This window comes from Cecembia rubra (assembly GCF_003014575.1).
GTDB lineage: Bacteria > Bacteroidota > Bacteroidia > Cytophagales > Cyclobacteriaceae > Cecembia_A > Cecembia_A rubra.
Genome location: NZ_PYGF01000009.1, coordinates 1 through 14,489, shown reverse-complemented (window position 1 = coordinate 14,489; position 14,489 = coordinate 1). Strand labels below are relative to the sequence as shown.

General features: G+C 37.3%; 12 protein-coding genes and 1 pseudogene. 6 read left to right on the top strand and 7 right to left on the bottom strand.

Translation table 11 applies throughout. The annotated features are described in order from the left end of the window. Positions 1-209: 209 nt before the first annotated feature. The 3 genes from CLV48_RS14945 (at position 210) to CLV48_RS14935 (ending at position 2,053) form a co-directional block, all read left to right on the top strand. Entirely contained in the window at positions 210-755 is a 546-nt protein-coding gene (locus CLV48_RS14945) for a CopD family protein (protein ID WP_106568110.1), read from the top strand. Between the two features lie 194 nt (positions 756-949). Next, positions 950-1,603, top strand: a complete 654-nt coding sequence (locus tag CLV48_RS14940; RefSeq protein WP_106568109.1) for an SCO family protein — start codon at positions 950-952, stop codon at positions 1,601-1,603. Between the two features lie 3 nt (positions 1,604-1,606). Then, positions 1,607-2,053, top strand: coding sequence for a c-type cytochrome (locus CLV48_RS14935; RefSeq protein ID WP_106568108.1), 447 nt, complete (start codon positions 1,607-1,609; stop codon positions 2,051-2,053). Here CLV48_RS14935 and CLV48_RS14930 read toward each other — a convergent pair. After that, positions 2,050-2,478 (bottom strand): hypothetical protein, encoded by a 429-nt coding sequence (locus CLV48_RS14930; protein ID WP_106568107.1) that lies wholly within the window; start codon positions 2,476-2,478, stop codon positions 2,050-2,052. The two genes, CLV48_RS14935 and CLV48_RS14930, sit on opposite strands and share 4 nt — an antisense overlap. 218 nt (positions 2,479-2,696) lie before the next feature. On the opposite strand from CLV48_RS14930, the gene CLV48_RS14925 reads away from it, so the two are divergent. Beyond that, positions 2,697-3,524, top strand: coding sequence for an aminotransferase class IV (locus tag CLV48_RS14925; protein WP_106568106.1), 828 nt, complete (start codon positions 2,697-2,699; stop codon positions 3,522-3,524). A gap of 76 nt (positions 3,525-3,600) precedes the next feature. On the opposite strand, the gene CLV48_RS14920 is transcribed toward CLV48_RS14925, so the two are convergent. From CLV48_RS14920 to CLV48_RS14900, 5 genes are read right to left on the bottom strand one after another with little or no spacing between them, the layout of a single operon-like run. After that, entirely contained in the window at positions 3,601-4,041 is a 441-nt protein-coding gene (locus CLV48_RS14920; RefSeq protein ID WP_106568105.1) for a hypothetical protein, read from the bottom strand. Positions 4,042-4,077: 36 nt separating this feature from the next. Then, positions 4,078-5,301, bottom strand: coding sequence for an ABC transporter permease (locus CLV48_RS14915; protein WP_106568104.1), 1,224 nt, complete (start codon positions 5,299-5,301; stop codon positions 4,078-4,080). Next, complete coding sequence (locus tag CLV48_RS14910; protein WP_106568103.1) at positions 5,298-5,930, bottom strand: ABC transporter ATP-binding protein; 633 nt, start codon at positions 5,928-5,930, stop codon at positions 5,298-5,300. The genes CLV48_RS14915 and CLV48_RS14910 overlap by 4 nt, the downstream gene beginning before the upstream one ends. Before the next feature lie 3 nt (positions 5,931-5,933). Further along, positions 5,934-7,112 carry a hybrid sensor histidine kinase/response regulator gene (locus CLV48_RS14905; protein ID WP_106568102.1) on the bottom strand — a complete coding sequence of 393 codons (1,179 nt, stop codon included), beginning with the start codon at positions 7,110-7,112 and terminating at the stop codon, positions 5,934-5,936. Between the two features lie 51 nt (positions 7,113-7,163). After that, a complete protein-coding gene (locus CLV48_RS14900) occupies positions 7,164-10,589 on the bottom strand; it encodes a sensor histidine kinase (protein WP_106568101.1) in 3,426 nt (1,141 codons plus the stop codon). A 129-nt stretch (positions 10,590-10,718) separates the two neighbouring features. On the opposite strand from CLV48_RS14900, the gene sucD reads away from it, so the two are divergent. Both sucD and CLV48_RS14885 read left to right on the top strand, forming a co-directional pair. Continuing rightward, positions 10,719-11,600 (top strand): succinate--CoA ligase subunit alpha, encoded by an 882-nt coding sequence (gene sucD, locus CLV48_RS14895; protein ID WP_106568100.1) that lies wholly within the window; start codon positions 10,719-10,721, stop codon positions 11,598-11,600. 867 nt (positions 11,601-12,467) lie between these two features. Further along, positions 12,468-14,102, top strand: a complete 1,635-nt coding sequence (locus tag CLV48_RS14885) for an ABC-F family ATP-binding cassette domain-containing protein (protein WP_106568099.1) — start codon at positions 12,468-12,470, stop codon at positions 14,100-14,102. Between the two features lie 253 nt (positions 14,103-14,355). Here the strand turns inward: CLV48_RS14885 and CLV48_RS20920 are convergent. Next, positions 14,356-14,489, bottom strand: a pseudogene (locus CLV48_RS20920) (IS256 family transposase); the annotation flags it as partial.

Below are 14,489 nucleotides of genomic sequence, written 5' to 3'. Positions count from 1 at the left end.
TAGATTTCTTAATCAGAGTTCAAAATACAAAAGAACGGGCATTTAACAAATGAAGTATAGTCATCTATAGGATGATTGAGCTAAATGTAATGGATCGATTGATTAAATCCGCCGTGGCAGATCAGCACTTAATAACTTGTGCCCTGTTGCGGAGAAATTTTAATGCATATTTCAGGTTTAAAGCCTTAATTTAGTAGAAAATTTCCAAGATGGCATTTGAATATATAAAAGCACTGCACATCATCTTCGTTGTAACCTGGTTTGCAGGGCTTTTTTACATTGTTAGACTGTTTATTTACCAGGTGGAAGCCATGGAAAAAACAGTACAGGAGAGAGCAATATTGCTCCCCCAACTCAACCTTATGGCTCAACGCCTATGGTATATCATTACTTGGCCCTCTGCATTACTGACCTTGATATTTGGTTTTTGGGTTTTGTATTACAGGTGGGGGTATATGCAAATGGGATTTATGCAGGCCAAATTAGGATTTGTCCTTGTATTGTACGTATATCACATGATATGCCATAAAATTTATAAAGATTTACAGAACGGAAAAGCAAAATGGACCTCCACACAGTTAAGAATGTGGAATGAATTATCTACCCTTTTGCTTTTTTCTATCGTCTTTCTAATAGTACTCAAGAGTCTTATTAGTGTGGTATGGGGAATTGTAGGTTTACTGGCACTAAGTATCTTGATGATGCTGGGAATTAAATGGTATAAAAAAGTAAGGGAAAAAGAGAATCAACAATAAAATTTATGTATTTCCCTAATTAAACCAGTAACCAATTTAAAGTGGGACTTGAATAAACCTGATATGAATAGATATCGGATCCGCCTTGGCGGACAAGTTATTCATTGATATTGGCTTGAAATTGTAAGTTTATTTTATAGGGAAGATTCTACTGGTAAGAAAGCTGACATTCATGATAAAATTAAAAGTTCAATATGAAATCAAATTTAGCAATCATAATATTTGCCTTGTTTACTTTCCAATTTTCTTGTACAGGGACTAAAGACAAGGACGAGAACACAGCTTCTCTCCCTATTTTGGGCAACTGGCACGTAAATGAATTTGAAATTGAGGGTAAAACTGTAAAAGATACAGTCTATCATAAAATAGCAGATTTTTCATTTATTAATCAGGAGGGAAAGGAAGTTAACAACTCCACCGTATCCGGTAAAATTTATGTTGCTGACTTTTTTTTCACTACCTGCCCTACAATTTGCCCAATTATGAAAACTCAGATGTTGAGGGTATATGATAAATTCAAGGATGAACCAAACTTCATGATACTAAGCCATACTTTGGACCCTGAGCATGACACCCCGGAATTACTCAAAGATTATGCTTCAAAAATCGGTGTAGAAGATGATATTACCTGGAATTTCCTATCTGGGGATCAGGAAAAAATCTTTGAAATAGGCCAAACCAGCTACCTGACCACAGCCATGTCCGATAAAAATGAACCAGGAGGAATTTTACATTCCGGCGCTTTTGTTCTAGTAGATCAAGACGGAAGAATAAGAGGTGTATATGATGGCACCAAAGAAGAGCATGTGAATAAATTAATGAAAGACATTCCCAAATTATTGAAATAAACTATGAGGCTTATTGCATTGGGATTTTGCTTAAAGGTCTTGATCTTTTTTGGTTGCAATACCCAAAAGTCAAATGAAGAGAAAACTCTTACCTCCATCAAAGACACAAAAGTCCTTCAGTACGCAATAGAAGGAAAAAATCTTTATGAACTGTACTGTGCCAATTGCCATCAAAAAGATGGATCAGGGCTCGGAAAACTTATCCCTCCTCTCAATCCTTCTGATTACATGAAAGAAGATATAGGAAGGACCGCTAGAATCATCAAGCATGGACTTCAGGGGGAAATCATTGTGAATGGCGAAATCTATAATCAGCCTATGCCAGGAAATCCTCACCTTACCAATTTAGAAATTGCAAGAATACTCACCTATATTTATAATATTTGGGGAAACCAGGAAGGAGTAATTGATGCCAACTCTGTTGAAAAATTCTTAGGTGATAAAAATTAAATTTTCCCCAATTCAACTTTAGCAGCTTGAAGTGCTTCTTTAATGTCTTTATTAACTTTTTCTACCAAAATTTTTTGTTGGGTCAAATAGGCTTTCGCCTCCTCTTCTGAAACCGATTCATCTGGAGCTTTATATTGCCTCATCCAAACAAACATACCTTCAAAAGCATCATCCAACTGATTTTCAAGATCTCTTAGCTCTTTGATTTTTTCAGCATTAGCTGATGAGTCTGATTCCAATAAATTTGCTGTTTTCAATTTGACTTCTTTTTTCAAAGACTTAAGCTCTCCCATCAAAGGCATGACCTCATCATGAATAGCGATCACCTCAACTCTAAGTAATTTTGCCTCATCAACTTTCTCAATATTACATCCAGCTTGAAAGAAAATCATTACAAAAAAGATAGATCTGAAAACATTATTCATATATAACCGACATTTCTTCTGCAATTTAGTATTAATTTAATTAATAAAAATTCTTTTTATTATCATTTTTTTGAATTGAATTAGAAAAATCCTGTTTTAGATTTAAATAATTAATTAATTGATGCAATAAAGAGGATAGCAACAATGTCTTTCTATTAAATATTTTTCCTTTCATAAGATTATGTAATTTTGAAAAACTTTAATCTTATCACTTGACCATGAAAGCATTCTGTTTTGCCATAGATAAAGTCATCCCTTCTCATCTAGCTTCAGTTCATCCAATGGATATTGGATTAATAAGAGGTTATGGAATTTTTGATTTCTTCCGGACATCTCATTATCAACCATTATTCTTGAGTGATTACCTGGATAGGTTTATCCGGTCCGCTGCAAAAACCCATCTCTATCTTCCCTATACCAAAAATGAACTGGCCCAGATCATTCATGACCTGATCCAAAGAAATGACCTGGAATTTGGGGGTATAAGAATGCTTTTAACGGGAGGTGTTTCAGATAATCATTTCACTCCCACTCAGGGTTCTCTATTCATCTTTTGTGAAGATTTGGATTTCCCTTCCCCTTCCAAATATGAATACGGTGTTAAGTTACTGTCTATAGAACACGTAAGGGCAATTGCAGATATAAAAACCACTAATTATGCATTCCCGGTATGGCACAGTGCAATTTGGAAAAAAGAAGGTGCTGAAGATGTACTTTACCATTCAAACGGAATAATTTCAGAAAGCTCCAGGTCTAACATCTTTGTTATTAAAAACAATAAGATATCAACTCCAGACAAGCATATATTACACGGGATCACCAGAAAAAGAGTACTTGAACTTGCCCCGGAAACAGAAATAAAAGAGTTAAGTCTTAAGGATGTATTGGATGCAGAAGAGGTCTTTATGACCAGTACCACTAAAAAAATACTTCCTGTCACGCAGATCGATGACCGTAAGATAGGGGATGGAAAAATTGGTCCTATCACCGGAAAATTAATGGAAAAGTTCTTCGAAATGGAAAAATCGATGATTCTTTCAGCTTGATTCCAAAGCATCAAAAAAGGGCAATCAAAGATTTTTGATTGCCCTTTTTATTAATTTAAGATTGGCATTGGCCAAGTTAGTTGGTCAATAATTCTGCATCTTTCAAAATATACATAAGTTTTTCAGGGTCTTTGTCATTCAATGTCAATTTACCTCTAACTTTCACCCTTTTAGAGGTGTATTTAATTGGATTCTTCAGCATAACTTCCATAACTGTTTCTGGTCCACCTGAACCGCAGAAAAAGCATTCTGCTAAAGGCAATGAAGAAAGGATGATGTGCTCGGGCTTAAACATCCCTTCAAATGGAATAATAAAACCATCAGCTTCTACTACCTTACCTTCTAACTTTTTGATCTTATCGCTAAATACAGGTATGTATAATTCTCCAAATTCATCTTGCCCGATTTTATAGGTAACATCAGATAAATCCCTCCAGACATTTTGTGCGGTTTGACTAAATGCCCAGTTACCAAAAAGGGCAAAGCTTAATACAAATACAATTCTTTTCAATTCCATGTATTATTTGAGTGACATATATATTCAATCCGAAATTTAAGGTTTGGATAATTGCTTTGCAATATCTGTTTGATAAGCGCTCCAGGCAGGTATAAGAGAGGCAATAATACCTACCATTATAGCATAGACCAATATCCAAACCTCTTCTTGCAGGAATACTGCCGAGGTAAGTCCGCTGACAGCACCCTGTTCATTTTGCATAACGAGCAAAGCCAAAAAAAGGTGCCCCATCAATATACCGACCAATGCTCCCAAAACAGTTAAAATCACACCTTCTAACACAATGTGAAAGAACAATTGACCTCTTGAAGCTCCCAATGTCCTCATTACTGCAAGATCATACTTTCTTTCTTTTAATGAATTGAACAGCGCAATGAAAATTCCCAATCCAGCAATTACAATAATAACAACTGCTAAACCTTGAATCAGTTTAACTCCCACACCCAAAAGCTCAAACAACCTTGATATCTCAAATGCTGGTGAAGCGGCCTGCAATGCACTTCTGCTATTGATATATCGAGGTAATTGGACCGCAGCCATAGGATTACGGTATTGGACCAAAAGTGAGGTCACTTCCCGCTCCTCATCAGTTTCAGGAAACCCTGATTTAGATACTGACTTCTCAAATTTATCATGATCATGCCCTTCGTCATGGGTATACCATACTGATTCAATACTGGTCAAGACCAATTTATCAAGGACATTTCCCTGCTTCGCTAAAATTCCAGTTACATTATAAGGATGTTCATCATGTTCATGACTACTACTGCCAATGCCATGCGATCCCACAAAATTATCTCCAACTGTTAATCCCAGTTTAGAAGCCACCTCATATCCCAAAACCACATCAAATGGCTTTTCCCATATTTTTCCTTCTCCCATTTTGGCATTATATAGCTCAAGGTAATCATAGTTTGTCCCTACGATCCGATATCCCTGATAATTATCACCGAGGCCTAAAGGTATTATATTCTTAATGAGACGGTTTTTAGAAAGGGCAATAGCGTCTTGCATATCAATGTTTCCAGTTGGAAAATCAATGTGGTAAACACTAGATAAAATCAATTGAAGCGGACTGCCCTTAGCCCCGACCACGAGGTCGATACCTTCTGCATCCCTCGTCATTTTCTTTTCAAATTGATCCTGAATCAGTATAAGAACCGTGATGATGGCAAGACCTAAAGCAAGTAATATGATATTCAACCCAGTATTCAATGGCTTGGCCACCAAATATTTCCAACTCAGTTTCAACATATTCATACTTCACCTCCTATTGTTATTTGATTGGAAATATGATTTTTTACCCTTTGGTCATGGGTAACAATAATTAGGACTGCATTGAATTTTTCAGCTTGTTCTTTAAGTAGCTTCACTACTTTTTCCGCATTATCATCATCAAGACTGGCAGTAGGCTCATCTGCAAGTATGACCTTAGGAGAATTGGCCAAAGCCCTCGCTATTGAAACACGTTGTGCTTCACCTTCAGACAGGGTATTAACCTTCGCTTTCCTTTTGTCAAAAATACCAAGATCTTTAAGTAAAATTTCATTCTTCCCACCATTAGCCCCAGAGAAAAAATTGGCTAACTGCAAATTTTCTTCTACCGTAAGTGGAGATAAAATATGAGGTTTTTGAAAAATAATACCGATATTTTTCCCTCTAAATTTATCCAAGGAAGCCCCGTTCAATTGGTAAAGCGAAGTGCCCCCTATCAAAATCTCTCCCATTATAGGCTTCAACAATCCTCCTAATATATTCAAAATTGTTGTTTTGCCACTACCAGATTTACCCAGAATTAACAATTGTTCTCCTTGATTTAGAGAAATGTCAGGAATAATAAAACTTTGGTCTTTGATGTAATGAAATTCAATATTTTTTGCGACAAGCATACTTTATTTCGTTATGGGAATCTTTACGAAGAAAGTCGTGCCTTCGTTTGGTTTACTTTTAAAAGTAATTTCACCTCCTAGGACATCAACGCATTTTTTTACAATGGAAAGCCCAAGGCCTGAACCTTCAATAATACCTACATTTTTTGCCCTGAAGAAGCGATCAAAAAGCTGATCCTGTTCCTCTTGGGGGATCCCAATTCCGTGATCAGCAATTTTTGCTTGCAAATATCCCTCTATCTCCATTAGTTCAAATTCTACTGATTGACCATCTTTAGAATATTTTACTGCATTGGACAATAAATTCTCGAAAATTTGATAGAGAAGGTCTGAATCTGAGGTAATGGTTTTTGGAATTTTATCAATTTTTAAATTGATCTTGACATCATTTTCACTTCCTGCTTTGACCACATCTACTACTTCATTGATCAGTGCATTCAAAAAAAGTTTTTTTGGTTTGTAATCAATTTTATTTGCATCAGCTTTCCCAAAAAACAATACTGAGGTCAAAAGACTATTCAGGTTTCTTACCGAATGTTCAATTTTCTCGGCATGCTTCATGATTTTGGCCTTAAATGGATGGTCTTTTTCGGCATACTTTTGAAGCAACTGTGCAGAACTTAATATGGAAGTCAGTGGGGTTTTGAAACCATGGGAGACATTCAGTACAATCCTGGACTTAAGTTCGCCTATTTCCCTTTCTTTTTCCAAAGCACGGGTCAATTCTTTATTGGCTTCAGCCAGATCCTTTGTTCTTTGCCTAACTTTTTCCTCAAGTTCATTATTGAGTTTTTGAAGCTCTTTTTCCTTACGGTCCTTAAATATGGCAAGTTCAATCACCATATTCAATTCGCGGATATTGAATGGCTTAATGACATAGGCAGAAGGATTCGTCCCCACTACCTTAGTGAGTGTTTCTGCATCAGAGCTTGCAGACAGATAGACTACAGGAATATCATACTTTTCATTGATGATTTCTGTAGTTCTGATACCATCCAATTCTCCCGCCAGGTTGATGTCCATCATGACAATATCTGCATGATGCTCAGCCAAAATCTCTAGGGCTTTCTCTCCTGAATCAGAAATACCAATAATCTGATGGTTATTTTTTTCAAGTGCTTTTTTTAGAAGAAGTGCTGACACATGGTCATCTTCTGTTATCAAAATCCTTAATGGAAACATAGGCGTATTCACTCTAGCATGCAAATTACAAGATAAAATGGATATCGAAAATCATTTTTGGTGAACAGGTAAAATTATCCTCACCTTAGTACCTACTTCTTTTTTACTTTCTATATAAATTTCACCTTTCATCATTTGAACAAGGTTTTTAGTAATTGCTAAGCCTAATCCTGTCCCTTCATAAACTCTCCCATAACCCTCACTTTCTTGTTCGAAAGGTTCAAAAATGCGTTTTAAAAAATCCTCACTCATACCTATCCCTTGGTCATGGACTTCAAATTCAATTTTATCACCTACTCTACTTAAATAAACACTTATCAATCCCCTGTCAGAATATTTAATCGCATTACCTACTATATTATTCACTATCATCTCAAAATACCGAGGATCAATCTCAACTACCAAGTGCTGAGTAAGGTATTTCGCTGATATTAAGATACCTTTTTTTATTGCTAATGACTTTAATGGCAATAAAATTTTAGACATATAATCAATGAGATTGACAGTCTCAGTTTTTAATTCCAGCTTATTGGATTCAATTTTTGACAAATCCAAAATACTGTTAATCGTTTTAAGCAAGCGCTCACCAGACTCTTGGATGATTTCAAGCTGGGATATAAGTTCCTGATCTTTTTGTCTGTTCAAAATAATATTTTCAGCCGTACCCAGAATTCCGTTCAATGGCGTACGGATTTCATGACTCATATTGGACAAAAAGCTTGACTTTATCCTGCTGGCCTGTTCTGCTTTTTCTTTGGCAGACTTTAGCCCCTCTTCGTAAATTTTTCTTTCTGTGATATCTCTGAAAACAGAAAAATATACATTTTGTCCGTCAACCTGAGTTTTCAACACCGAAGAATAATAATCTACAAACTTTTTACCGCCTTTAAATGGAAGCTCTATCTCCAAATTGATTTGACTGACAGGGTTTTCCCTGTAATATTCTTCGAGACTTTTTCTTTGATCTTCATAGAACTTCTGGTTATCAAACAATTCCCAAATAAATCCATTCCTAAATTCCTGAAGGTTTATTCCCGCCAAATCTGCAAGAGATTGGTTGGCCTCAATAACTTTTCCATCATCAGAACACAACATCAAGCCATCTTTCGAGTTTTCCCACACCATTCTAAATTGGTCCTCAGACTGAATCACCTCCTTGGTTTTTTCATCAATTTCCATTTTTAGTGCTCCAGCTTTTTTGCTTTGAGCAAATAAACTCCTGATCAGATAACCTATCCCAAGCAATGCTAAGGAAAGGACAATCAAAAACCAGGTTTGAAGATATATAGGCCTCAATATTTTGAAATTAACAGAAGATACCGGTGATGTAAAATTAAAACCGTCATTACTGGCCATTAAAAAAAACTGATAATTTCCAGGAGGCAGATTATTAAAAATCAGTTCGTTGTCTCGGGGATTATTAATCTCTATCCAAGTATCATGGAGTCCTTCAAGTTTGTACTTCAGCGTCAATTGTCCTTCCTGCAAAAAAGTGACTGCTTTAAATGAAATCTTGACACTGTTATTGCTAAATGGAATCTTCTTATAATCAACCTTTGTAGAGGGAAAATCCAGGAGTTTGACCTCCCCTATCCGTAAAAGAGGCTGGGAGAAAATTTGAAAATCTTCCTTCGGGTTGAATTTGGACAATCCTTTAGATGTTCCTATAAAAATACTTCCTTCTGCATCCTCCACCAAAGCACCACGGTTAATTTCTGATCCGGCAAGTCCGCTTTTTTCATTGAAATTTCTTAGTCCAAATTTATCTATTATGTAAACGCCACGGTCGGTCCCTGCCCAGATCCTGCCTGCTTGATCCTTTAAAATAGCATAAACTGGCCTTTGAATTTTTTGGCCTTCCCATTCATAAGGCTCCAATTTTCCATTCACTAAAACTTTGAGCCCCGTTTCCGTTCCAAAATATATCTTGTCTTCAGTTTCCAAAAAATCATAGCCGATTACAGCCATAGCGCTTCCGAATTCAACTAACTTGTCCACCTCAGGTATGGCATTTCCCCCTTGCATAAAAACCAACTTCCCATTGGATAATTTTCCGACCTTTCTGAGAAAAAACTGGGCCTGACCAAAATTCTGAAGCATTTCGGATGTTATATCATTCTCAAAATGTTTAGAAGCCTGTTGATTGATTGATGAAAGGTAAATCTTCCTATTACTTATTATGAAAAGACTATCTCCTACTACATGAACAGAATTGACAAATTTTTCATAAGGATTCTTGAATAGTGAATAGGTATTGGACCGTGGATCAAATCTCCCCAAACCAAGTGAATTTGCCGTAAACCAAATTTTCCCATTCTTATCCTTTGAAAAGTTGGTAATCCTAACTTCCGGCATCCCTTTAAATTCATCAAACTTGTAAAGCGTACTTACTTCACCGTTTTCCCAAATTTGAAGTCCATTGTTAAACCCTAAGAGAAATCCATTTTCTAAAATACTCAAAGCAGTAATTTCATCATCCAAGAACAGATTCGAACCATAATTCTGAAATCTTAAAGAATTGATATTCACTACTCCACGGTGAGAACCAATCCAAAGAATACCTTCCCTATCCTTTAAGTGACAATTGATCTGATGGGTCCTCAATTCATCTGAAACCCTAAGTTCAATCACCTGGTTTTCCTCAATATTGTATTTAAAAAGCCTGGAATTATAATGGTAAAAAACATCATTTCCATTATGCGTAATCCCACTATGGTGCTCTGTAATGTAAATACTTTTAATAAAATCTTTGTGTATCAAACCATCAACCCAACCCAACCTTGATCCTGTCGCCAAAAATCCCTCACCTAAAAAATAATACCTTCCCCTTGTTTCATCTTTTACTACCCTCAAAATCTGTCCGGGGAGCTCCAGCCCTTGCCAATAAAAATCACGAAATGTAACTCCATCAAACTTAAGGGCACCCTTTTCAAATAACAAGATGGTACTGTCTCTTTGAGAATAAACAGACCGAAAACCCCCTTTTTCGGTAATATCCCACCTGGTTTTTCTCCAATCTTTTCCTTTTGAAACGTAAATACTATCATTGGTGATAAAGAAATAAGCTTCTTCATTTTTATGATAATTCAAATCAAAATTTAATTGATTGAAAGATCTGTTTTCCAGAGAAATTGGCAGTAACAATTTTTTCCAATCCCCTTTATCATACTTGAAGACCCCTGGTTTCCCTATTTTATTATAAATCCATATAGCCCCATCCTTCCCTTTAAGCATTCCCATTCTTTTGGATAATTGACTTTGGATTGTATCTGGCACAGGATAAGTATAGAATCCATCCGAATAATATAAACCCAAAGCTGTATTGAACCAAATTTTACCTTCCGAGTCCTGCAAAATATCATATACCACATCAGAGGGAAGTTCAACACCTCTAATTTGACCATTGATCGGGAAATCCTGTGCAAGTGCTTCACAGGAAAAGAAAAAAGCAAATACGCACCAAATTACAACTCGCATAAACACTTCGAACAGCCATCTAAATTATAAAAAGATGTGGATACTGTAAATTAATTGGAGATTGTTTAGCTTTTCTTTTTGTGGTAGGGCTGAATCTTTTATTTTTGTCCAAACTTTAAAAATCGAAGCATGAGTGTTTTAGTCAATAAGGATTCAAAAGTGATCGTGCAGGGCTTTACCGGTTCTGAAGGTTCATTCCATGCACAGCAGATGATTGAATATGGAACCAATGTTGTAGGCGGTGTAACTCCAGGAAAAGGTGGTTCAACCCATTTGGAAAAACCTGTTTTCAACTCTGTAGAAGAGGCAGTAGCAGCAACTGGAGCCAATACTTCTATCATATTTGTGCCACCTGCATTTGCAGCTGATGCCATTATGGAAGCTGCTGACGCAGGCATCAAAGTAATCATTGCCATCACTGAAGGTATCCCTGTGGCTGACATGATGAAAGCCAAACCATACATCAAAGAAAGAGGAGCGGTATTGATCGGTCCAAACTGTCCCGGTGTTATCACTCCAGGAGAGGCCAAAGTAGGTATCATGCCAGGTTTTGTGTTCAAGCAAGGCAGAATCGGCATTGTATCCAAATCGGGAACTTTGACCTACGAAGCCGCTGACCAGATCGCTAAGGCCGGTTTGGGTGTATCTACAGCAATCGGTATCGGAGGCGACCCAATTATCGGCACTTCTACCAAGGAAGCCGTTCAGTTGTTGATGGAAGATCCTGAAACTGACGCTATCGTCATGATCGGCGAGATCGGTGGCAATTACGAAGCAGAAGCTGCCAAGTGGATCAGAGAAAATGGCAACAAGAAGCCAGTTGTTGGATTTATCGCTGGACAGACTGCACCTCCTGGACGTAGAATGGGCCATGCCGGAGCGATCATTGGCGGTGCTGATGATACTGCCGCAGCCAAAATGCGCATCATGGGAGAAAATGGCATCCACGTAGTGGAATCACCGGCCGAAATTGGTGCTGTAATGGCCAAGGTCTTAGGTGTTGAAGCTTAATTAGAATTAGTGATTAGTTAATAGTGATCATTAACTGGTTAATATCAAACCGCTCGGTGAAATCCGGGCGGTTTTTTTTATTATTGTTGGGTGAAAGAATTCCATTTTATGATCCGGTAGCTAGGATAGCCTTTCTTGATGACAGGAATGAAATTCAATTAGTAGTTTCCGCTTTTACTTTTACAACTATTTTTCTTGTGTTTTCAACGTTTGAACATAAGGAAGTAGTGAAAGAAAAAATCAAAAAATTTAGGATCCTGGCAGCACCAGCTGATCTGACTGACAAAGAAATTAAAAGGTTTTATCCTCCAATTTTCCTGATTTCAAGGATGTTATTCAAAACTACTGTGCACTTTAGAAAGATTGCTGAATTTTAATTACCAGAAACACCAAGGACTTTAAACGATCTGATATACCTGTTTTAACCCCAGTAGAATATCTGAGTAGTATTAAAAAAGTTTAGCCGTTTTTCAACGATTGCTATTCTTAAGCCCTAATTGAAAAAGACACAAGACATAAGACACAAGACATAAGATTTTTACAGCTCTCAATTCCTTATCCAATTTACCATCTTTTAAAAAAAGTAGGGAAAATTAACGGCTTCAAGTCCATTGTTGAGTAATGTAGACACTAGTAAAATAATAGAGAAACTTGGTATATGGTACTTTGTACAAAAGTATATTTCAACTTATTTCAACTCTATTCCAATAACCGAAAATTACTTTTCTGTTTACCTCTAACCCATTATCAATTTAATCTGAAAAAATATCCATCAATATCAATCCCCATATTTCAATTTATTTAATAAAGTATATTTCCACTTTATTTCTATTTAAGCCTACCTTTGCCCCTTGAATTCCAATCATCATGATTTCAGTAGATAATATTTCAGTATTGCACGGCGGACATGCCTTATTCAGTGATGTTTCCTTCTCCATCAACCCCACCGACAAAATCGCACTTATGGGGAAAAACGGAGCTGGAAAATCAACCATGCTCAAAATCATCGCAGGAGTGACCAAACCCTCCAAAGGGGGTGTTTCCGCGCCCAAAGATGCGGTAATCGCCTACCTACCTCAGCATTTACTGACTGCAGACGACTGCACGGTGTTTGATGAAACTGCCAAGGCGTTTGCTTCTTACTTGGGACTGAAAGCCGAAATTGACCGATTGAATGAGGAGTTGACAGTAAGGACGGATTATGATTCAGAGGAATATTACAAAATCATTGAGCGGGTTTCGGAAGTATCAGAGAAGTTCTATTCCATTGAAGAAGTGAATTATGAGGAGGAAGTAGAAAAGGTCCTGTTGGGTCTGGGTTTTGAAAGGTCAGATTTCCAGAGACCAACCTCAGAATTTTCAGGTGGTTGGAGGATGCGGATTGAGCTGGCCAAGATCCTTTTACAAAAACCTGATCTGATCCTACTTGATGAGCCTACCAACCACCTGGACATAGAATCCATTCAGTGGCTGGAGGATTTCTTGACCGAAAAAGCCAAAGCCGTAGTGGTGATTTCCCACGACCGTGCTTTTGTAGATAATATTACCAACCGTACCATTGAGGTAACTATGGGTAGAATCTATGATTATAAAGCCAAGTATTCACATTACCTCGAACTTAGAAAAGAACGCAGAGAGCAACAGCAAAAGCAATACGATGAGCAGCAGAAGTTTATCGCAGAGACCACGCAATTTATAGAAAGATTCAAAGGCACCTACTCCAAAACCTTACAAGTACAGTCAAGAGTAAAAATGCTCGAAAAGCTGGAAATCGTAGAGGTGGATGAAGTGGACACTTCTGCCTTGAAATTACGATTCCCCCCTTCCCCAAGGTCTGGAAAATACCCAGTGATCGTACAGGACCTTTCAAAGTCCTATGGAGAACATGTAGTATTCAAAGATGCCAATATGGTCATCGAACAAGGCCAGAAAGTGGCTTTTGTGGGCAAAAATGGAGAAGGTAAATCCACCATGATCAAAGCCATCATGGGGGAGATTGAATTCGAAGGAAAATGCGAGCTGGGCCATAATGCAATGATTGGCTATTTTGCACAAAACCAAGCTTCTTTATTGGATGAGAGCCTGACCATCTTTGAGACCATCGATCAGATAGCAGTGGGTGAAATCCGCTCCAAAATCAAGGACCTTTTGGGTGCTTTTATGTTCAAAGGGGATGACATCAACAAAAAAGTCAAAGTCCTTTCCGGAGGAGAAAAGACCAGGTTGGCTATGATCAAACTATTACTCGAACCCGTCAACCTTCTGATCCTCGATGAACCTACCAATCATCTCGACATGAAGACCAAGGACATTATCAAAGATGCCCTGAAAGCATTTGATGGGACTTTAATTGTAGTATCCCACGATAGAGACTTCTTAGACGGTTTGGTGACTAAAGTTTTTGAATTTGGCAACAAACGTGTCAAAGAACACTTTGAAGACATCAATGGCTTCTTAAGGAATAAGAAATTGGAGAATTTGAGGGAGGTGGAAAGGAGATAAGCCTTTGGTGGTATTAATGGAAATATGCTTCGCGAAATATAATTGAAATAAAAAAGTATTTTCAGATAAATAGCTTGTCACGTATTCTAAGAATCGGGAATTACTAAGTGATATTGATGGATATTTGCTTTGCGATATTAGTAGATATTGGTAATGAGATATTGAAGGGAATGTTTTGGAAATACACTTCGCGATATATTTAGAAATGACACTATCCCGATAAGTGTGTAAACTTTAAATTATGATTTTATGGTCAGGTTTCAAGAAGCCTGACCCTATCACCAAATATAAGCAGGAAACTGTTAAGGATAGTACCCCAGTCTCGAATGGGCATAGTCCATTTTTTCGATGCTTCCCTTGCAGCGAGGAAAACAGACTTCATAACAG

Bases quoted from the DNA above. Each gene is read 5' to 3' on its own strand.
- CLV48_RS14945 (WP_106568110.1), top strand. From the start codon at position 210: ATGGCATTTGAATATATAAAAGCACTGCACATCATCTTCGTTGTAACC.
- CLV48_RS14940 (WP_106568109.1), top strand. From the start codon at position 950: ATGAAATCAAATTTAGCAATCATAATATTTGCCTTGTTTACTTTCCAA.
- CLV48_RS14935 (WP_106568108.1), top strand. From the start codon at position 1,607: ATGAGGCTTATTGCATTGGGATTTTGCTTAAAGGTCTTGATCTTTTTT.
- CLV48_RS14930 (WP_106568107.1), bottom strand. From the start codon at position 2,478: ATGAATAATGTTTTCAGATCTATCTTTTTTGTAATGATTTTCTTTCAA.
- CLV48_RS14925 (WP_106568106.1), top strand. From the start codon at position 2,697: ATGAAAGCATTCTGTTTTGCCATAGATAAAGTCATCCCTTCTCATCTA.
- CLV48_RS14920 (WP_106568105.1), bottom strand. From the start codon at position 4,041: ATGGAATTGAAAAGAATTGTATTTGTATTAAGCTTTGCCCTTTTTGGT.
- CLV48_RS14915 (WP_106568104.1), bottom strand. From the start codon at position 5,301: ATGAATATGTTGAAACTGAGTTGGAAATATTTGGTGGCCAAGCCATTG.
- CLV48_RS14910 (WP_106568103.1), bottom strand. From the start codon at position 5,930: ATGCTTGTCGCAAAAAATATTGAATTTCATTACATCAAAGACCAAAGT.
- CLV48_RS14905 (WP_106568102.1), bottom strand. From the start codon at position 7,112: ATGTTTCCATTAAGGATTTTGATAACAGAAGATGACCATGTGTCAGCA.
- CLV48_RS14900 (WP_106568101.1), bottom strand. From the start codon at position 10,589: ATGCGAGTTGTAATTTGGTGCGTATTTGCTTTTTTCTTTTCCTGTGAA.
- sucD (WP_106568100.1), top strand. From the start codon at position 10,719: ATGAGTGTTTTAGTCAATAAGGATTCAAAAGTGATCGTGCAGGGCTTT.
- CLV48_RS14885 (WP_106568099.1), top strand. From the start codon at position 12,468: ATGATTTCAGTAGATAATATTTCAGTATTGCACGGCGGACATGCCTTA.